This is a genomic window from Pseudomonas sp. AIG (genome assembly GCF_977020205.1).
In genome coordinates, this window is the sequence record NZ_CDROCK010000021.1 from 57,326 (window position 1) to 75,924 (window position 18,599).

The window sequence follows — 18,599 nt, forward strand, 5'->3', positions numbered from 1 at the left end:
CTGTGGGAGCGAGCTTGCTCGCGAAGGCGCCCGCCTGATCACCACAAACCTTCCTGTTTGAACGCTCCACGAACGGGCAGTCCGCTTCGATACGGTGCAGAAAAACCTTAATTAGCACTGACGAAACCCAGTAAAACCGCGCTTCTCGTAGTTGGCACAACCACTGCATTACCCCACTCAACACACACATAAAGCCCAACCTTCAACGACGAAGGCTGCGCTTCCCGAGAGAACGGGACCAGGACAAAGGCGTCCTCGCTAGGCAACTAGCGGGACGCCTTTTTTTGTTTGCGCAAAATTTCTCGAGCAAGGCCTGACTGCCCACAAGAGGCCAGCCGCAGCTCCCCGGAGAACCTGATGAAAAAACTCAAACTGGTGATGATCGGCAATGGCATGGCCGGAGTCCGCACCCTCGAAGAACTGCTCAAGCTGAGCAACGAGCTGTACGACATCACCGTCTTCGGCGCCGAACCGCACACCAACTACAACCGTATTCTGCTGTCGCCGGTGCTGGCTGGTGAGCAGACCTTCGAAGAGATCGTGCTCAACGACCTCGACTGGTACCTGCAAAACAACATCAAGTTGCTGCTCAATCGCAAAGTGGTGGAGATCGACCGGGTCAGACGCCGAGTCATCGCCGAGGACGGCACCGAAGCCGAATACGATCGCCTGCTGATCGCCACCGGATCGACGCCGTTCATTCTGCCGATACCCGGCAACACCTTGCACGGCGTGATCGGCTACCGCGACATCGCCGACACCCAGGCGATGATCGACACCGCAAAAACCCACAAGCACGCGGTGGTCATCGGCGGCGGTCTGCTCGGCCTCGAAGCCGCCAACGGCCTGATGCTGCGCGGCATGCACGTCACTGTAGTGCACATCGGCGAATGGCTGCTGGAACGGCAACTGGACAAAACCAGCGGCCAACTGCTGCAAACGGCGCTCGAATCCCGTGGTTTGCACTTTCGTCTGTGCGAACAGACCCAGGCCCTGCACGACGCCGGCAATGGTCGGGTCGGCTCGGTGCAATTCAAGAACGGCGACATCATCCCGGCCGATCTGGTGGTGATGGCGGCCGGCATTCGCCCCAACACCGAACTCGCGGAAAAGGCCGGCATCCCGTGCAATCGCGGGATTCTGGTCAACGACACCCTGCAAACTTACGACCCTCGTGTTTATGCCATCGGCGAGTGCGCCAGCCATCGCGGCATCGCCTACGGCTTGGTCGCACCATTGTTTGAACAGGCCAAGGTCTGCGCCAACCACCTCGCACAATTGGGTTTCGCCCGTTATCAGGGTTCGGTGACCTCGACCAAACTCAAAGTCACCGGCATCGACCTGTTTTCCGCCGGCGACTTCATGGGCGGCGAAGGCACCGAGACCATCACCCTCTCCGACCCGATCGGCGGCGTGTACAAAAAACTGGTGATCAAGGATGACGTGTTGGTCGGCGCCTGTCTGTACGGCGATACGGCAGATGGCGGTTGGTATTTCCGGCAGATTCGTGAGAATCACGCCATCGGCGAGATCCGCGATCACTTGATGTTTGGCGAAAACGCTTTGGGCGACGTAGGACATCAGGGCCAGGACAAAGCCATGGTCATGGCCGACACCGCCGAAGTCTGCGGCTGCAACGGCGTGTGCAAAGGCACCATCGTCAAAGCCATTCAGGAACACGGCCTGTTCAGCGTCGATGAGGTGAAGAAACACACCAAAGCGGCCAGCTCCTGCGGCTCCTGCGCCGGGCTGGTCGAACAGATCCTGATCAACACCGTCGGTGGCGCAGCGGACGTCAAACCGAAAAGCGAAAAAGCCATCTGCGGTTGCAGCGACCTCAACCACGGCCAGATCCGTCAGGCCATCCGCGAACAGCACCTGCTGACCATCGCCGGGACCATGAGCTATCTCAACTGGCGCACGCCGAACGGCTGCGCAACCTGCCGCCCGGCGCTCAACTATTACCTGATTTCCACTTGGCCGGGCGAAGCCAAGGACGATCCGCAATCGCGCCTGATCAACGAACGTGCGCACGCCAACATCCAGAAGGACGGCACTTACTCGGTGGTACCACGGATGTGGGGCGGCGTGACCAATCCTTCGGAACTGCGGCGGATTGCCGACGTCGCCGACAAGTACGACGTGCCAATGGTCAAGGTTACCGGCGGTCAGCGCATCGACTTGCTCGGTATCAAGAAGCAGGACTTGCCCGGCGTCTGGAAAGACCTCGACATGCCGTCCGGCCACGCTTACGGCAAATCCATCCGCACCGTGAAGACCTGCGTTGGTAGCGAGTTCTGCCGCTTCGGCACACAGAACTCGACACAACTGGGCATCGAGCTTGAGCACGACCTGTTCAACATGTGGTCGCCGCACAAAGTGAAACTCGCGGTGTCCGGATGCCCACGCAACTGCTCGGAAGCGGGGATCAAGGATGTAGGAATCATCGGCGTCGACTCCGGTTGGGAGATGTACATCGGCGGCAACGGCGGGATCAAAACCGAGGTCGCCGAGTTCTTCGTCAAGCTGAAAACCGCCGAAGAGGTGCGCGAATACAACGGCGCCTTCCTGCAGCTGTATCGCGAAGAAGCCTTCTACCTCGAACGCACCGTGCACTACCTGCAACGGGTCGGCATGGAGCACATCAAGAAAGCCGTGCTTGAGGACCCGGAGCGCCGCAAAGCGCTGAACGAGCGCCTGCAATTCTCCCTGTCGTTCGAGCAAGACCCGTGGAAAGAACGCATGGCGCAGCCGCAACTGAAAAAAGAATTCGACGTGATCCCTGTGAAAAATCTGGAGGTGCCGGCATGAACTGGCTGGATATCTGTGCCCTCGACGAGATCAACGCCCTCGGCTCGCGGATCATTGCCGGGCCAAAAGGTGACATCGCGATTTTTCGTACAAGTGACGATGAGGTTTTCGCCCTCGACGACCGCTGCCCGCACAAGGGCGGGCCACTGTCGCAAGGACTGATCTACGGCAAACGCGTGGCCTGTCCGCTGCACAACTGGCAGATTGACCTCGAATCCGGCGAAGCTCAGGCGCCTGACATCGGTTGCGCGCACCATCACCCGGCGCGGGTCGAGAATGGTCGTGTGCAACTGGCCCTGCGGGACGCCATCTGATGAACCGCCAGACGACCGCCTCGACCTGCTGTTATTGCGGGGTCGGCTGCGGCGTGCTGATCGAGCATGACGGCGAGCGCATCCTCGGCGTCAGCGGCGATCCGGCGCACCCGGCCAACTTCGGCAAACTGTGCAGCAAAGGCTCGAGCCTGCACCTGACCGGCGACCTCGCGGCCCGCGCGCTGTACCCGGAACTGCGTCTGGGCAAGGGGTTGGCGCGCAGCCGCACCGATTGGGACACGGCGCAGGAACATGCCGCCAACGTGTTCGCCGAAACCATCGCCGAACACGGCCCGGACAGCGTGGCGTTCTATATCTCCGGACAGTTGCTGACCGAGGACTACTACGCCTTCAACAAACTCGCGCGGGCGTTGGTCGGCACCAACAACATCGACAGTAATTCACGCCTGTGCATGTCGTCAGCCGTGGTCGGCTACAAGCGCAGCCTTGGCGCCGACGCCCCGCCGTGCAGCTATGAGGATCTGGAACTCAGCGATTGCGTAATGATCGTCGGCAGTAACATGGCCTACGCCCATCCGGTACTTTTCCGTCGACTGGAAGAGGCAAAGTCCCGTCGCCCACAGATGAAAGTCATAGTTATTGATCCTCGGCGCACCGACACTTGCGACCTCGCCGATCTGCACCTGGCGATTCTGCCCGGTACCGATGTCGCTTTGTTCCATGGGATTTTGCATCTGTTGTTGTGGGAAGACTGGATCGACCGCGACTTCGTCAAGGCGCACACCGATGGTCTCGCCGAACTGAAGAATCTGGTGCGCGACTACACCCCGCAAATGGTTTCGCAGTTATGCGGGATCAGTGTCGAGCAATTGCAGCAGTGCGCCCAATGGGTCGGCACTTCGCCGAGTTTTCTGTCGCTGTGGTGCATGGGTTTGAACCAGTCCACGGCCGGTAGCGCGAAGAACAGCGCGCTGATCAATCTGCATTTGGCCACCGGTCAAATTGGTCGTCCAGGTGCAGGACCTTTCTCCCTCACCGGTCAGCCGAATGCCATGGGCGGGCGCGAAACCGGCAGTTTGTCGAATCTGTTGCCGGGCCATCGAGACGCCGCCAACCCTGAACACCGCGCTGAAGTGGCAGCTTATTGGGGCGTTGATCGGTTGCCGGAAAGTACCGGTCTCAGCGCCATCGAACTGTTCGAGCAAGTGCGCAGCGGCAAGATCAAGGCGTTGTGGATCGCCTGCACCAACCCCGCGCAATCGATGCCGGATCAGAGCGCGGTGCGCGCGGCGCTGGAAGTTTGCCCGTTTGTGGTTCTGCAAGAAGCCTTTCGCACCACCGAAACCGCCGCGTTCGCCGATCTCCTGCTGCCTGCCGCCAGTTGGGGCGAGAAGGAAGGCTCGGTGACCAACTCCGAGCGACGCATTTCCCACGTACGCAAAGCCATCCTCCCACCGGGCGAAGCGCGGCCCGACTGGGCGATCACGGTAGATTTCGCACAACGACTGGAGAAACGTCTGCGCCCCGCTGCACCGAGCCTGTTTACGTTTAACCAACCTGCGCAGTTGTTCGATGAATTCAAAGGGCTGACACATGGTCGCGATCTGGACCTGTCCGGGATCAGTCATGCGCTGATCGATGAGATCGGGCCGCAGCAATGGCCCTTCCCTGTCGGCGCGCGGCAAGGTACGCCACGCCTGTACGAGGACGGGATTTTCCCTACGCCAAATGGACGCGCACAGTTCATTGCCGACCCGTATCGCGCCGCCAAAGAACAGCGTGATGCGCGTTTTCCACTGACGTTGCTCACTGGACGTCTGCGTGATCAATGGCACGGTATGAGCCGCACAGGTACGGCGGCGCAGTTGTTTGGGCATGTCAGCGAAGCGGTGTTGAGTCTGCACCCGGACGAATTGCGCCGGCATCGCTTGCAGCCAGGAGATCTGGTCAACCTCAAAAGTCGTCGCGGTGCGGTGATCGTCGCGGTCGGCAGTGATGACAGCGTGCGCCCGGGACAAGCGTTTCTGCCGATGCACTGGGGCGACCGCTTTCTCAAGGGTGGTGTGAACAGCCTGACCCTCCCGGCCTTTGATCCGCTGTCGAAACAACCGGAGCTGAAACACAGCGGGGTTCGCCTGGAACCGGTCAATCTGCCTTGGCAACTTTTCGCACTGATCGAGGGCGATGTTCAACGGCATTTCGAGGCCCTGAGACCGCTCTGTGAGGCATTTTCCTACGTGAGTCTCAGCCTTGTCGGACGTGAACGATCGGCATTGCTGATACGCGCTGCCAGCAGCGAAGCACCGGATGCGCCTTTGCTCGCTGAAATCGACCGATGCCTGTCACTGATCGACGGCCCGGTGTTGGCCTATGACGATCCACGCCGGGCCATTGGCAAACGCGTGCGCATTGAAAACGGCCGGATCACCGCGATCCGACTGGCCGGCGAAACCCTCGCTCGGCATTGGCTGCAAGGGTTGTGGCTGGAAGGCCGCGCGGACGAACAACTGCGGCGCTGGTTGCTGGCCCCGATGAGTGCGCCACCAGGCAGTGTCGGGACGCAAATTGCTGCGGATAAAACCCTGTGCAACTGCAAGAACGTCAGCCTCAACGCGGTCTGCGCCGGTATTCGCCAAGGTCTGGATCTGCAGGGTTTGAAAAACAATTTGGGCTGCGGCACGCAATGTGGCTCGTGTGTCCCGGAAATAAAACGCTTGCTGGCTGCCGACGTACAGCCAGCCGCCGTCATCTGATGAGGAAAACACCATGAATGCAAAAGTCTGGCTGGTGGGTGCAGGCCCTGGTGATCCGGAACTGCTGACCCTAAAAGCGGTGCGTGCGTTGCGCGAAGCCGATGTGGTGCTGATCGATGATCTGGTCAACGACGCCGTGCTGGAACACTGCCCTGGCGCCCGCATCATTGCGGTGGGTAAGCGCGGTGGTTGCCGCTCGACCCCGCAGGCGTTCATCCATCGACTGATGCTGCGCTATGCCCGCCATGGCAAGTGTGTGGTGCGACTCAAGGGCGGCGATCCATGCATTTTCGGCCGTGGCGGTGAAGAAGCGCAGTGGCTACGTGAGCGTGGCGTCGAGGTGGAGTTGGTCAATGGCATCACCGCCGGGCTGGCCGGGGCGACGCAGTGTGATATTCCGCTGACGTTACGCGGGGTGGCGCGCGGGGTGACGCTGGTGACTGCACACACCCAGGACGACAGCCAATTGAACTGGCATGCGCTAGCGCAGGGCGGTACGACGCTGGTGGTTTATATGGGCGTTGCCAAGCTGGGCGAGATTCGCGATCAGTTGTTGGCGGGCGGGATGGCGGCGGATACGCCGGTGGCGATGATCGAGAATGCGTCGTTGCCAGAGCAGCGCGAATGCCGTAGTGATCTGATGAGCATGAGCGATGACGCAGGAATTTTCGGATTGAAGAGCCCGGCGATTCTGGTGATTGGTGCGGTGGCGGCGGCTGGTGAAGATCAAAAGATCGCAGCCTGCGGCAGCTCCTACAGGACGTATGCAGATTTCATGTAGGAGCTGCCGAAGGCTGCGATCTTTTAAAGCTGCAAAGCCAAATCGCAGGCAAAGAAAAGCCCGGCCTAAGCCGGGCTTTTCTCGGAGCGGCAGCTAATTACTTAGCTTGAGCTTCAACCTGCGCTTCTACGCGACGGTTAACAGCGCGGCCAGCTTCAGTTTTGTTGTCAGCAACTGGGCGGGATTCGCCGTAGCCAACAGACTGAACGCGGGACGATTCAACACCGTACTGGTTGGTCAGAACTTGCTTAACGGCGTTTGCACGACGCTCGGACAGTTTCTGGTTGTAAGCGTCAGGACCGACGGAGTCAGTGTGACCTTCAACAGTAGTGGTGGTGGATGGGTACTGCTTCATGAAGTCAGCCAGGTTCTTGATGTCGCCGTAGCTGTTTGGCTTCACAACCGACTTGTCGAAGTCGAACTTAACGTCCAGCTCAACACGAACAACTTCAGCAACTGCTGGGCAGCCATCAGCGTCAACAGTTACGTTGGCTGGGGTGTCCGGGCACTTGTCAACGTTGTCGCAAACGCCGTCGTTGTCGCTGTCGGAGCAGACTTCAGCTGGTGCTGGAACTGGAGCAGCAGCAGGCTTGGAGCCGCCACCGAAGTTCACACCGATACCAACGCTAGGAGCCCACTCGGTGTCGCCCTGGTCGATGTTGTACTGAGCTTCAACGCCGGCACGGGCGTAGAAGTTCTCGGTGAAGTACAGCTTGGCACCAGCGCCAACGTTGGCGAAGGTGGAGCGGTCACGACCACCGGAACCGTTCTGACCGATGCTCTGATCGGAGAAACCGGCCGATACGTACGGACGCAGCATGTCGCCTGGGTTGTTGAAGTGGTACAGAGCGTCCAGAGCGGTGTTAGCGCCCTTGATGTTACGACCGTCGTCGGAACGCACGTTGTGCACTTCGTCGTAGCCCAGACGCAGTTCAACGTCGTCGGTCAGGAAGTAACCGATCGAGCCGCCGAACAGGTTGCCGTTGTTCTTGAAGTTACGAGCGCTGTCGAATTGTTCTTTCTTTGCGAAGCCTTCGATTTCAACTGCGCCTTGGCCTTGTGCCAGAGCGCCGAACGAAGTGGCGGCAATCAGAGAACCAATGGCCAAGCCCAAGGTGTTTTTCAGTTTCATCCGTTAAATCCCCATCTGGTGATTGTGAAGCAGTCCCGCAAACCGGGGGACAACTCGGCGGCAAGTCTATCAGAACTTGCCTACACGTAAGAGATATTTGCGCTGAACTAAGTTTCAGCAATGCCTGCAAATTTCTCACGCAATTTATCTAGAGCACGTTTGTAACGCATTTTTGTCGCACTCAAACCCATGTGCATGATGTCTGCGATCTCCTGAAATTCCAGCTCTGCGACAAATCGTAGCACCAGAATTTCGCGGTCGATCGGGTTCACATACACCAGCCAGCGATCAAGCCCGCCCTTCTCCTCGGGTTTCGGCGCCTTTTCTTCGGACGCTTCCTCAAGGGGGTCAAGACTCAATGCGTCCATCAAGCGACGCTTTCGCCGTTCCTTCCGATACTGCGTAATACATTCGTTGTACGTGATGCTGTAGAGCCACGTTTTGAACTTCGATTTCCCCTCGAAGTTCTTCAGGCCATACAGCACCTTCAACATGACTTCCTGACAGACATCGTCTGCGTCGCGATCGTTCCCAAGATATCTCGCACAAACGTTAAATAATGTTCGCTGGTAACGCCGCATCAGTTCTTCATAGGCGCGCGTTACGTGAAACAGCTCGGTATGCGAGCGCGCGACCAACTCCTCATCAGAGAGCTCGCGGGGGTCGTAGCGCGTGGATAGCGTTTGGGTTTTATTCAAAACAAGTCGTGCCGACAGTCAGGTCAATGTCCACCGCAACCGGCATCAGCTGGCATTTTGCGGCGGCATACATTAGCAGGGTTTGCCGGATTAGCGGCTACTCACATGCTGTTCCAGCAGGATCCGATTGGAAAGAGAGACTAGCTCACCCTCATCGGTCAGCAATGTGGTTTTAACCGTGCCGATCTCCTCGATCTGCCCTTCGACCTCGCCAACACGCACTTGTTGCCCAACCTGATACAACTCACGCACATAGATTCCCGCAAGAATCTGACCGGCAATTTCCCGGCTTCCCAAACCCATGGCCAGCGCAACGGCCAGACCAACGGTAATCAAAACGATGACGATCACATGGTTCAGCAGGTCGGTCTTGACCTCAAGCTGACTGATCGCGACCGAAATACTGATGATAATCACCAGCCCCTGAGCAATTCGCCCAAGCCCCGAAGCGTAGTCCAGGCCTACGCCTTCTGCCGCCCCGCGCACCAGCCCGTTGGCCAGTTGCGCGAGCAAAACACCTACCAGCAACACCAGCGCCGCACCGAATACTTTCGGCAAATAGAGCGCCAACATATCCAGCGTAGCTGAAACTCGCTCAAGGCCAAGGGATTCTGCTGCAGAAACCAGGAAAATCAGCAGGACGAACCAGTAAACGATTTTACCAATCAGCGTTGAAATCGGAACCTGCAGCCCGGCACGCGACATCAACTTGGTCAGCCCGGTGCCGCCCATCAGGCGATCGAGGCCGAGTTTGGCGAGCAATTTGGACAGCAAGGTATCGAGCAGCTTGGCCACGACGAACCCCAACAGCAGCACGACCAGTGCGCCGAACAGGTTCGGGATGAAATTGGCCACTTTGGTCCACAACGCAGTCATTGCAGTGACGAGGCTCTGAGTCCAGAGGTCGAGTTCCATATTCAATCAGCCTTATCAGCAGTGCGAGCGGTAGGTTTACGAAGACGGGAAACCGGCGAGACATGGGCCGATCCGTTATTCAGGGCGATCATCAGCGCGGGCAGCCAGCGGCCCAGCAGGCTGAACAGATCACCGGCGCCGACCTGGCGGTTGGCGGTTTTGAGTACGCGGCCCAGGCACGCATCGTCGTCGCGGCTGGACGGCGAAGCGTTGAGCATGTCGCGCAAAGACTGTTCAAACGGATCGTGCATACGCACCTCTCGTGATGTCTGTGAAAGACGCGGGCAGATTTGGTCGGGTCACATGCGCCATGTTCAGACCCAGCGCAAACGACGGAATAACCACCACTGACCGAAGGCCAGGGCGAGCACCGTCAAACAGGCAATGAGGAATCCATAGGGGCTGCTGGAGAACGGAATTCCACCAACGTTTATACCCAGCAGACCGGTGATGAAACTCATTGGCAAAAAGATGCAGGTGATGATCCCGAAGCGGTACATCGTGCGATTCATGCGTTCGCTCAAACGCCGGTCTTCAGCCTCAAGCACAAGCCCCACGCGCTCTCGGGTCAATTCGAGCTCTTCCAGATAACGGGTCAGACTGTTGTTCAGCTCGTTCCAGTAATCGGCATCGTCATCGACAAACCAAGGCAGTTTTATCCGCGTCAGTTGTCCGAAAATATCCCGCTGCGGCGCAAGAAAACGCTTCAGCCCGGCCGCCCTGCGACGGATGTGCAAAATGGCGCCATGCTCGGGGGTATACCGTTCGTCGGCATCCATTTTCTCTTCTTCCTCATCGGCGATTTCCGAGAGGCAAGTGACCAGATCCTGCACCTTGTTGGTGAGGAACTGCGCCAGATAAAGGATGAGTTCAGAGGCCGTTTTCGGGCCCTTGCCGTCCGCCAGTTGCACCAACAGTTCATCAGTGGCGCGCAATGGACGCAGACGCAGGGAAATCACCCGCTGGGCGGAAGCGAAAATCCGTACCGAAACCATGTCTTCCGGCTCGGCGCCCGGATTGAGATTGACCCCGCGCAGAAACAGCAGCAGCTCGGAATCAGGCAACGGCAACAGACGCGGTCGAGTGTTCTCTTCCAGCAGCAGGTCGCAGGTGAATTCATTCAGGCCGCTGGATTTACGCAGCCAGGTCTGGGTCTGCGGATGGCTGCGATCCCAATGCAGCCACAGGCTTTCATGGGCCTGCAGCTGCAAATCGTCGAGCTCAGTCCGGGCTATCGAACGCGCACCGCCTTTTCCGTCCAGCACCAGGGCATGCACCAGCCCCCATTGCGCGTTTTCTTCCTCGAACATCCGCATCCCTTTGTCGAAACTATTATTCAGGCATTTTCAGCGGACTCGGCGAAACGATCACGCCGTTGTTGTCCGCATAAATGTAGTGGCCCGGGTGGAACGTCACACCGGCGAAAGTCACCGGGACGTTGAGGTCGCCGATACCACGTTTTTCAGTCTTCATCGGATGGCTGGCCAGCGCCTGCACGCCCAGATCGGTCTGCGCGATGACGTCAACGTCGCGGATGCAGCCGTAAATCACCAGCCCTTCCCAGCCGTTTTTAGCGGCCTTCTCGGCAATCATGTCACCCAGCAAGGCACGGCGCAGCGAACCACCACCATCGACGACCAGCACTTTGCCGTTGCCTTTCAGTTCAGCCTGTTCCTTGACCAGCGAGTTGTCTTCGAAGCATTTGATGGTCACGATTTCGCCGCCGAACGAATCACGGCCACCGAAATTGCTGAACATCGGTTCCAGCACCTGCACCAGCTCCGGATAGGCGTCGCACAGGTCAGGCGTAAGGTAATGGTTCATCGAAAAACTCCTGTAACTAGGAAGACGATCAAGGATGCCGCGTTCTGAAGAGACGAGTTCCGCTGGTCGCTGTTTACCTTAGCTCATTGAATGTTCGCTGAATGAACCTGAACAAACCCTGAAACGTAATCGCTAAACAGCCACCGAATATGACCAGAACCGCACAATTCGTCATATCTTAGCCGCAAGACGACCTGAACGAAATGCTCTTGACCCAGGCCTCATTTCAGACCGCCGTCGCCAGATCCGGCTTGTCACCCATCAACGGCGTGTGCTGATCGTTCAACCAGCGCGCCACCAACGGCCACACCTCAGTCTGCGCCGCTTTGCTCACCAACATCTCGACATGGCCGAAATTATCGTTGAAACCCTGCTCGCGGCCCAGATTGATGAACTGCTTATGCTCGGAACCGATCTGCTCGAACAGTTTGCGACAGGCCCAGGCCGGATCCTGATGATCGCCTGCGGCACTCACCGCCAGCACTGGCACCTGAACATCGGCCAGGCCTGCCCACCAGTCCTTGTCCTTGTCACCGAAACGACCGAACAATCCATACCAGCGCATGCTTTCCAGCGCCAGACCGATCGGTTCGTCTTCCGGGCCCCGTTTTAGGCGTGAGCCCGACAGTTGCGCGAAGCGCTTGAGAATAAAGCGGCTGCTCCACTCCACCGGCGGAATTTTCAGCGGCCAATACGTACGGCTGACCTGCGTACCGAAAAACGCCGCCGAAGCCACGGCAGGTTCGCCGAGGTATTCGCCACCGAGCGCAGCCGCCAGGGTGATGCCACCCAGCGAATGGCCGATCCAGTGCGGAACCTGCCGGCTCTGCTCACGCACGAACGCGGCAATCGCCGGCAAGTCGTAACGGGCATAGTCGGCGACACGGTTGCGACGGTATTCCTCGTTACGCTGCGACAAGCCATGGCCGCGCATCTCCGGAATCCACACATCGAAACCCAGACGCGTCAGATACGCGCCCAAGCCCAGGCCTTTCGGTGAAAACCAGAAGCGCCGATTGGAAAAACTGCCGTGCAGCAGAATCACCGGCACACCGCGAGGCGCCGAGGCATCGGCCATGCCCAACCGGGTCACAGCGATTTCCACGGACCAGTCGGGACTGTTGCCGGGTTTCAGTCGATACACGTCTTCGCTCAGATCGCCGCGCCGCTCGGCGCTGATCAGGGCGACAGGAAACAGGTTGCTACTGCTTTGCATAATGCTCTTGCACAAAAAAGGGCGGCATCCGGAGACCCCCGCCCTGTTTGAATCATAAGGAGCCGAATCGTGTAGGAGTGAGCCTGCTCGCGACGGCGGTGTGTCATTCGAATCAATGCTGACTGTCATGACGCTATCGCGAGCAGGCTCACTCCTACAGGGAGACGCGGCCCGTTCACCTCTTGATCAAGCCGGGGCTTGGCCTTCGGCGAGGAAGAACCAGGTTTCCAGCACGGTGTCCGGGTTCAGCGACACGCTTTCGATGCCCTGCTCCATCAGCCACTTGGCCAGATCCGGGTGGTCCGAAGGACCCTGACCGCAGATCCCGATGTACTTGCCGGCCTTGTTGCACGCGGCAATCGCGTTGGCCAAGAGCTTCTTGACCGCCGGATTACGCTCGTCGAACAGGTGCGCGATGATACCGGAATCGCGGTCCAGGCCCAGCGTCAGCTGAGTCAGGTCGTTGGAACCAATCGAGAAACCGTCGAAGAATTCGAGGAACTCTTCAGCGAGGATCGCGTTGGAAGGCAATTCGCACATCATGATCACGCGCAGACCGTTCTCGCCGCGCTTCAAGCCGTTTTCGGCCAACAGATCAACCACCTGGCTGGCTTCGCCCAGAGTACGGACGAACGGCACCATGATTTCGACGTTGGTCAGGCCCATCTCGTTGCGCACACGTTTCAGCGCGCGGCATTCGAGTTCGAAGCAGTCACGGAACGATTCGCTGATGTAACGCGACGCGCCACGGAAGCCCAGCATCGGGTTTTCTTCTTCCGGCTCGTAGAGTTTGCCGCCGATCAGGTTGGCGTATTCGTTGGACTTGAAGTCCGACAGACGCACGATGACTTTTTTCGGCGTGAACGCTGCAGCCAGGGTGCTGATGCCTTCCACCAGTTTGTCGACGTAGAAGTCGACCGGGTCGTTGTAACCGGCGATGCGCTTGTCGACGCTGTCCTTGATTTCCTGTGGCAGACCGTCGTAGTTCAACAGCGCTTTCGGGTGGACGCCGATCATGCGGTTGATGATGAACTCAAGACGGGCCAGGCCGACACCAGCGTTCGGCAGCTGTGCGAAGTCGAAGGCGCGGTCCGGGTTGCCGACGTTCATCATGATCTTGAACGGCAGCTCCGGCATGGCGTCGACGGAGTTCTTCTTGATGTCGAAACCCAGCTCGCCTTCGAAGATGTAACCGGTGTCGCCTTCGGCGCAGGACACGGTCACGCCTTGGCCATCCTTCAGCAACTGGGTGGCGTTGCCGCAACCGACCACTGCCGGAATGCCCAGTTCGCGAGCGATGATCGCCGCGTGGCAAGTACGCCCGCCACGGTTGGTGACGATGGCGCTGGCGCGCTTCATCACCGGTTCCCAGTCCGGGTCGGTCATGTCGGATACGAGCACGTCGCCCGGCTGGACCTTGTCCATCTCGGACACGTCTTTGATGATCCGCACTTTGCCGGCGCCGATGCGCTGGCCAATCGCGCGACCTTCAACCAGCACGGTGCCGGTTTCTTTCAACAGGTAACGTTCCATGACGTTGGCCTGGGTGCGGCTTTTCACGGTTTCCGGACGCGCCTGCACGATGTACAGCTTGCCGTCGTCACCGTCCTTGGCCCACTCGATGTCCATCGGGCAGCCGTAGTGCTTCTCGATGATCATCGCTTGCTTGGCCAGCTCGCTGACTTCAGCGTCGCTCAAACAGAAACGTGCACGATCAGCCTTGTCGACATCGACGGTCTTGACCGAACGACCGGCCTTGGCCTCGTCGCCGTAGATCATCTTGATCGCTTTGCTGCCCAGGTTGCGACGCAGGATCGCCGGACGACCGGCCTCCAGCGTGCCCTTGTGCACGTAGAACTCATCCGGGTTGACCGCGCCTTGTACGACGGTTTCGCCCAGACCGTAAGCGCCGGTGATGAACACCACGTCACGGAAACCGGATTCGGTGTCGAGGGTGAACATCACGCCGGCAGTGCCGGTTTCCGAACGCACCATGCGCTGCACACCCGCCGACAGGGCGACCAGTTTATGGTCGAAGCCCTGGTGTACGCGGTAGGAGATCGCACGGTCGTTGAACAGCGAAGCGAACACCTCTTTGGCGGCGCGGATAACGTTTTCCACACCACGGATGTTCAGGAAGGTTTCCTGCTGACCGGCGAACGAGGCGTCCGGCAAGTCTTCGGCGGTGGCGGAAGAACGCACGGCCACGGCCACATCAGGGTTGCCGGCCGACAGCGCGGCGAACGCGGTGCGGATTTCGGCATTCAGTTTTTCGGGGAATTCGGCTTCCATGATCCATTGACGGATCTGTGCGCCGGTTTTGGCCAGGGCGTTGACGTCGTCGACGTCGAGCGCATCGAGGGCCGCGTGGATCTGGTCGTTGAGACCGCTCAGTTCGAGGAAATCACGATAAGCCTGAGCCGTCGTGGCGAAGCCGCCGGGGACCGAAACACCGGCGCCTGCCAGGTTACTGATCATCTCGCCCAGGGATGCGTTCTTGCCCCCCACATGCTCAACATCGTGTTTGCCGAGCTTATCGAGGGAAACTACGTACTCTACCAAGGTGATCTCTCCACTAACTGTGTTGGAAAAGCTCAGAAACCGGCGGCCCGGGGGAGCCTTGGCCGGTTGTATGGCCTGGACCTGGAAAATAAGTGAGAATGCGGGCCAATCGCGGCCAACAAATCGCGCCTATCATATCCAGAAATGCTCATTAGCTTAAGGCCCAAGGTGCAAATGAAACGATCTGCTTTCTTCATCTCCGATGGCACCGGCATTACCGCCGAAACCCTGGGTCAAAGCCTTCTGGCGCAGTTCGAAAACATTACCTTCAGCAAATTCACGCGACCGTACATCGACAGCGTGGATAAAGCGCGGGCCATGGTACAACAAATCAACAAAGCCGCTGAAACCGACGGCTTTCGCCCGATCATCTTCGACACCATCGTCAATCAGGACATCCGTGAGATTCTCGCAACGTCCAATGGTTTCATGATCGACATTTTCTCGACCTTCCTCGCCCCACTTGAGCAGGAACTGACTGAGCATTCTTCCTACACCGTTGGCAAGTCCCACTCAATCGGGCACAACTCCAATTACATGGAGCGCATCGAGGCGGTGAACTTCGCCCTCGACAATGACGACGGCGCGCGAACGCACTATTACGACAAAGCTGATTTGATACTAGTGGGCGTGTCGCGATGCGGTAAAACGCCGACGTGTCTGTACATGGCCATGCAGTTCGGCATCCGCGCGGCCAACTACCCGCTGACCGAAGACGACATGGAACGCCTGACCCTGCCGACAGCCCTGCGCGCCCATCAGCACAAGCTGTTCGGCCTGACCATCGACCCGGACCGCCTCACCGCGATCCGCAATGAGCGCAAGCCCAACAGCCGTTATTCGAGTTATGCGCAGTGCGAATTTGAAGTGCGTGAGGTGGAGAACCTGTTCCGCCGCGAGAACATCCCGAACATCAACTCGACGCATTTTTCAGTGGAAGAGATTTCGGCGAAAATTCTGGTGGAGAAAGGTGTGGAGCGGCGGTTCAAATAGGTCTGTATTGCCTGTGCGACCGCTATCGCGAGCAGGCTCACTCCTACAGTTGATCTTCAGCGGGCACAGATCATGTGGACGACAGAGATTCATTGTAGGAGTGAGCCTGCTCGCGATGAACGATTACACGGTGTCTGTTAATGCCCTGGCCAGAGCTTCAAAACCTGCCAGCAACAACCGATCATCCCCCACCGCATTACACACGCTCACCCGAATAAACTGCGGCACCGCCGCATGCCCCACCGCAAACGCCTCAGCGGTGGCGACCAGATAATTGTTTTCCTTCAACTCCGCGGCAATCTGCGACGCCCGCCACAGCTCAGGCACTTCCACCCAGAAATGCGGACTGTAAGGGTGAGTCTTGTAGTTCAAACCCCGCAGAACAGGCGCCACCAAGGCCTTGCGCCGAGCGATCTCGCTGATCTGCTCGTCCAGCAAACGCTCGGCCATGCCGCTTTCGATCCACAGACTGGCCACTTCCATCGATAGCGGATTGGCCATCCAGCACGTTGCACGGATGGCTGAACTCAAACGCCCGATGAGCGCTTGCGGCGCGTGCAGATAACCGACGCGCAATCCGGCGGAAACAGCCTTGCTCAGACTGCCGATCAACACCGAACGCTCCGGCGCGAAATAGCTGAGCGGCAACGGGCGCTGGCGATCCAGAACCGCATGGGCTTCGTCTTCGATAATCAGCAAATTGTGCTGGCGGCAGATATCGGCTATCGCCTCGCGCCGTGGGATCGACATCACGGCGGCTGTAGGATTCTGGATCGTCGGCGTGCAATACACTGCCGACACTCGGTGCTGACGGCAGATTTCCTCCAGTGCCGACGGCACAAGTCCTTCGTCATCCATCGCCGCGCCAATGAGTTTTATCCCAAGCTGGCGTGCGACGCTGATCAATCCCGGGTAGGACAAATGCTCGGTGACCACTGTATCGCCGGCCTTGAGCAAGCCCATCAGCGCGCACAACAAGCCATGCTGCCCCCCGTTGACGCACAACCCCTGATCGGCATGCGGCACGACCGCTTCGTGCTGAAGCCAGACCGCCCCCGCCAATCGGTGCCGTGCCAGCCCACCTTCAGCGGTGTACCCGGTCAGCTGCTGTAACACCCGCGGATCGCTGGCCAGTTCCTGCAGACTCTGGCTCATGAACGTCGCTTCCTGCCCCGGCATTGGCTGATTGCGGCTCATGTCGAAGCAGGCTGACGGCTCATCGCTGACATTGCGAAAGCCTTTGTCCTGCGGTCGTTCCATCCCGCGCTGACAGACATAGGTGCCATCTCCGACGCGGGCGACGACCAATCCCACGCGTTCCAACTCACCGTAGGCACGACTGATCGTACCGATGGTCACCCCGAGGTTGTCGGCCAGCAATCGATGCGGCGGCAACTTGCCTCCCGCGTCGATCACGCCTTCCTCGACGGCCTGCGCGACTGCATCCGCCAAGCGTTTGTACTTCACGCCCACGCCATTGGCGAGGCCGTCACGGAGGATTGACACCATGGCAATACTTACTTTGACAGTCATTCTCGCCCCGAATAGCGTGCTGAAAACAGGTTCAATCAGAAATAGACCGTTTCCGCGATCAGGTCAATTCCACCGTTCGGAGTACCCCCTATGTCGACCGCCGTCAGCACACCGATGCATATCAGCAAACCCTGGCTAGCCTGCGTGATTACCAGCACGCTGTTTCTGATCGTCTGCCTGAGCTGGGGCACGACGTGGCTGGGAATCAAGATTGCGGTGGAAAGCGTGCCGCCGCTGACGGCCGCCGGGCTGCGTTTTCTGATTGCCTTTCCGCTGTTCCTGAGCTTCGCGCTGTTGCGCAAGGAACCGCTGTTGTTTCCCCGGCAAAGTCGCTGGTTTTTTGTGTTCGTCACGCTGTCGTATTTCAGCCTGCCTTACTACCTGCTCAACTACGGCGAAATGCACGTGTCATCGGGTCTGACAGCACTGCTGTTCAGTTGCATGCCGGTGTTTATCCTGTTGTTCTCCGCGCTGTTTCTGCGCGAGAAAATCTACCCGTCACAAATGCTCGGCATCGCCATCGGCTTTGGCAGTCTGTTCATGATCATTCGTAGTCAGGGTCTGCATCTGGATCAGGCCGAATGGCTGGGGGTGCTGGCGATTCTGTGTGCGGCGGTGATGCATGCGCTGTGTTATGTGGTGACGAAAAAACATGGCAGCGCGATCAGCGTGATCACCTACAACACACTGCCGATCGGCATTGCCGGGGCGATGTTATTTATTGTCGGATTGAGCGTCGAAACACCGGTGTTTGCGCAAGTGACAGCACGCTCGTGGGGCGCCCTGTTCTATCTCGGACTGGTGGCGTCGGTCGGCGGATTCATCGTTTACTTTTTACTGCTTAAACGCTTGAGCCCGATCATTCTGTCGTTCGTGTTTATCATTTTCCCGGTGTTCGCCGTGATCATCGGCGCCTGGTACGAGGGGCAAACCCTGTCTCGGGAGCTGATGATCTATTCGGCGATTTTGCTGAGCGGTTTTGCGATCACCAAATTGCCCATCGAAAAATGGCGTACGCGGTCCGTGTAGGAACTGCCGCAGGCTGCGATCTTTTGATCTTGTTTTTAAACATTAACGTCAAAAGATCGCAGCCTGCGGCAGCTCCA

Annotated in this window: 15 protein-coding genes; 6 read left to right on the top strand and 9 right to left on the bottom strand. The window is 58.6% G+C overall.

Features of this window, described 5'->3' with window-relative positions; genetic code table 11:
• Positions 1-357 precede the first annotated feature (357 nt).
• The 4 genes from nirB to cobA are packed head-to-tail and all read left to right on the top strand — an operon-like array spanning position 358 to position 6,620.
• A complete protein-coding gene (nirB, locus tag ACWR1S_RS14100; protein WP_454563927.1) occupies positions 358-2,811 on the top strand; it encodes a nitrite reductase large subunit NirB in 2,454 nt (817 codons plus the stop codon).
• Positions 2,808-3,125, top strand: coding sequence for a nitrite reductase small subunit NirD (nirD, locus tag ACWR1S_RS14105; protein WP_016985592.1), 318 nt, complete (start codon positions 2,808-2,810; stop codon positions 3,123-3,125). Before nirB ends, nirD begins: the two co-directional genes overlap by 4 nt.
• A complete protein-coding gene (locus ACWR1S_RS14110; protein ID WP_454563928.1) occupies positions 3,125-5,839 on the top strand; it encodes a nitrate reductase in 2,715 nt (904 codons plus the stop codon). The genes nirD and ACWR1S_RS14110 overlap by 1 nt, the downstream gene beginning before the upstream one ends.
• Before the next feature lie 13 nt (positions 5,840-5,852).
• On the top strand, positions 5,853-6,620 hold the full coding sequence (cobA, locus tag ACWR1S_RS14115) for a uroporphyrinogen-III C-methyltransferase (protein WP_454563929.1): 768 nt from the start codon (positions 5,853-5,855) through the stop codon (positions 6,618-6,620).
• Between the two features lie 97 nt (positions 6,621-6,717).
• On the opposite strand, the gene ACWR1S_RS14120 is transcribed toward cobA, so the two are convergent.
• The 8 genes from ACWR1S_RS14120 to ppsA form a co-directional block, all read right to left on the bottom strand.
• The gene (locus tag ACWR1S_RS14120) at positions 6,718-7,752 is read right to left on the bottom strand and encodes an OmpA family protein (protein ID WP_103303880.1); all 1,035 of its coding nucleotides are present in this window, start codon (positions 7,750-7,752) and stop codon (positions 6,718-6,720) included.
• 107 nt (positions 7,753-7,859) lie between these two features.
• Positions 7,860-8,450 carry an RNA polymerase sigma factor SigX gene (gene sigX / locus ACWR1S_RS14125; protein ID WP_034152870.1) on the bottom strand — a complete coding sequence of 197 codons (591 nt, stop codon included), beginning with the start codon at positions 8,448-8,450 and terminating at the stop codon, positions 7,860-7,862.
• Between the two features lie 90 nt (positions 8,451-8,540).
• Positions 8,541-9,365: a mechanosensitive ion channel family protein gene (locus ACWR1S_RS14130; protein ID WP_007916401.1), complete on the bottom strand. Its 825-nt coding sequence runs from the start codon at positions 9,363-9,365 to the stop codon at positions 8,541-8,543.
• A gap of 2 nt (positions 9,366-9,367) precedes the next feature.
• The gene (locus ACWR1S_RS14135) at positions 9,368-9,616 is read right to left on the bottom strand and encodes a hypothetical protein (RefSeq protein WP_008076827.1); all 249 of its coding nucleotides are present in this window, start codon (positions 9,614-9,616) and stop codon (positions 9,368-9,370) included.
• A 63-nt stretch (positions 9,617-9,679) separates the two neighbouring features.
• Positions 9,680-10,675 carry a zinc transporter ZntB gene (locus ACWR1S_RS14140; RefSeq protein WP_077571829.1) on the bottom strand — a complete coding sequence of 332 codons (996 nt, stop codon included), beginning with the start codon at positions 10,673-10,675 and terminating at the stop codon, positions 9,680-9,682.
• A gap of 22 nt (positions 10,676-10,697) precedes the next feature.
• A complete protein-coding gene (rraA, locus tag ACWR1S_RS14145; RefSeq protein WP_095120045.1) occupies positions 10,698-11,189 on the bottom strand; it encodes a ribonuclease E activity regulator RraA in 492 nt (163 codons plus the stop codon).
• A gap of 226 nt (positions 11,190-11,415) precedes the next feature.
• Positions 11,416-12,405: an alpha/beta fold hydrolase gene (locus tag ACWR1S_RS14150; protein WP_454563930.1), complete on the bottom strand. Its 990-nt coding sequence runs from the start codon at positions 12,403-12,405 to the stop codon at positions 11,416-11,418.
• Positions 12,406-12,591: 186 nt separating this feature from the next.
• A complete protein-coding gene (ppsA, locus tag ACWR1S_RS14155) occupies positions 12,592-14,967 on the bottom strand; it encodes a phosphoenolpyruvate synthase (RefSeq protein WP_454563931.1) in 2,376 nt (791 codons plus the stop codon).
• A 174-nt stretch (positions 14,968-15,141) separates the two neighbouring features.
• On the opposite strand from ppsA, the gene ppsR reads away from it, so the two are divergent.
• Positions 15,142-15,960, top strand: coding sequence for a posphoenolpyruvate synthetase regulatory kinase/phosphorylase PpsR (ppsR, locus tag ACWR1S_RS14160; RefSeq protein ID WP_007916411.1), 819 nt, complete (start codon positions 15,142-15,144; stop codon positions 15,958-15,960).
• A gap of 123 nt (positions 15,961-16,083) precedes the next feature.
• Here ppsR and ACWR1S_RS14165 read toward each other — a convergent pair whose 3' ends face one another.
• Positions 16,084-17,493: an aminotransferase-like domain-containing protein gene (locus ACWR1S_RS14165; protein WP_454563932.1), complete on the bottom strand. Its 1,410-nt coding sequence runs from the start codon at positions 17,491-17,493 to the stop codon at positions 16,084-16,086.
• Between the two features lie 114 nt (positions 17,494-17,607).
• On the opposite strand from ACWR1S_RS14165, the gene ACWR1S_RS14170 reads away from it, so the two are divergent.
• Complete coding sequence (locus ACWR1S_RS14170) at positions 17,608-18,522, top strand: DMT family transporter (RefSeq protein WP_454563943.1); 915 nt, start codon at positions 17,608-17,610, stop codon at positions 18,520-18,522.
• Positions 18,523-18,599: the final 77 nt, after the last annotated feature.

Excerpts from the sequence above, each read along its gene's own strand:
- ACWR1S_RS14135 (WP_008076827.1), bottom strand. The coding sequence starts at position 9,616 with ATGCACGATCCGTTTGAACAGTCTTTGCGCGACATGCTCAACGCTTCG.
- ACWR1S_RS14165 (WP_454563932.1), bottom strand. The coding sequence starts at position 17,493 with ATGACTGTCAAAGTAAGTATTGCCATGGTGTCAATCCTCCGTGACGGC.
- ACWR1S_RS14130 (WP_007916401.1), bottom strand. The coding sequence starts at position 9,365 with ATGGAACTCGACCTCTGGACTCAGAGCCTCGTCACTGCAATGACTGCG.
- ACWR1S_RS14170 (WP_454563943.1), top strand. The coding sequence starts at position 17,608 with ATGCATATCAGCAAACCCTGGCTAGCCTGCGTGATTACCAGCACGCTG.
- ACWR1S_RS14150 (WP_454563930.1), bottom strand. The coding sequence starts at position 12,405 with ATGCAAAGCAGTAGCAACCTGTTTCCTGTCGCCCTGATCAGCGCCGAG.
- ACWR1S_RS14140 (WP_077571829.1), bottom strand. The coding sequence starts at position 10,675 with ATGTTCGAGGAAGAAAACGCGCAATGGGGGCTGGTGCATGCCCTGGTG.
- nirD (WP_016985592.1), top strand. The coding sequence starts at position 2,808 with ATGAACTGGCTGGATATCTGTGCCCTCGACGAGATCAACGCCCTCGGC.
- cobA (WP_454563929.1), top strand. The coding sequence starts at position 5,853 with ATGAATGCAAAAGTCTGGCTGGTGGGTGCAGGCCCTGGTGATCCGGAA.
- ppsR (WP_007916411.1), top strand. The coding sequence starts at position 15,142 with ATGAAACGATCTGCTTTCTTCATCTCCGATGGCACCGGCATTACCGCC.
- nirB (WP_454563927.1), top strand. The coding sequence starts at position 358 with ATGAAAAAACTCAAACTGGTGATGATCGGCAATGGCATGGCCGGAGTC.
- ACWR1S_RS14120 (WP_103303880.1), bottom strand. The coding sequence starts at position 7,752 with ATGAAACTGAAAAACACCTTGGGCTTGGCCATTGGTTCTCTGATTGCC.
- rraA (WP_095120045.1), bottom strand. The coding sequence starts at position 11,189 with ATGAACCATTACCTTACGCCTGACCTGTGCGACGCCTATCCGGAGCTG.
- ACWR1S_RS14110 (WP_454563928.1), top strand. The coding sequence starts at position 3,125 with ATGAACCGCCAGACGACCGCCTCGACCTGCTGTTATTGCGGGGTCGGC.